Origin of the sequence: Bacillus pretiosus (assembly GCF_051294775.1) — a bacterium.
Taxonomy (GTDB): domain Bacteria; phylum Bacillota; class Bacilli; order Bacillales; family Bacillaceae_G; genus Bacillus_A; species Bacillus_A wiedmannii.
Genome location: NZ_JBPPHF010000224.1, coordinates 1 through 301, shown reverse-complemented (window position 1 = coordinate 301; position 301 = coordinate 1). Strand labels below are relative to the sequence as shown.

General features: G+C 39.2%; 1 pseudogene. It reads right to left on the bottom strand.

The features are described 5' to 3' along the window. Positions 1-301, bottom strand: a pseudogene (locus tag ACSG5Z_RS30625) (3D domain-containing protein); the annotation flags it as partial.

The following is a 301-nucleotide window of genomic DNA, read 5'->3' as shown; positions in this document are numbered from 1 at the left end:
ATGTAATACCATACTCCGGATGTCCCGGTCTCTTACCAGTTGACTCAATTCCCGACGTATAACCTGTTGCAGTCATTTCAATTGAACGATATTTAGACCAGTCGTTTGCCTGCTCTTAAGCATTTATCACTTCTTTACTCGGAGCAACATTTCTCTTAACTTCTGCTGCATGTACTTCTTTTGCACTCGTTCCCTCATATTTCGTTACAATCTCTAATAAAGAAACTCCTGTGAAAGCATTCCATGTTACGCATAATGCGGATACAAGTAAACAAGTCATCATAATGCGAATACAATATCG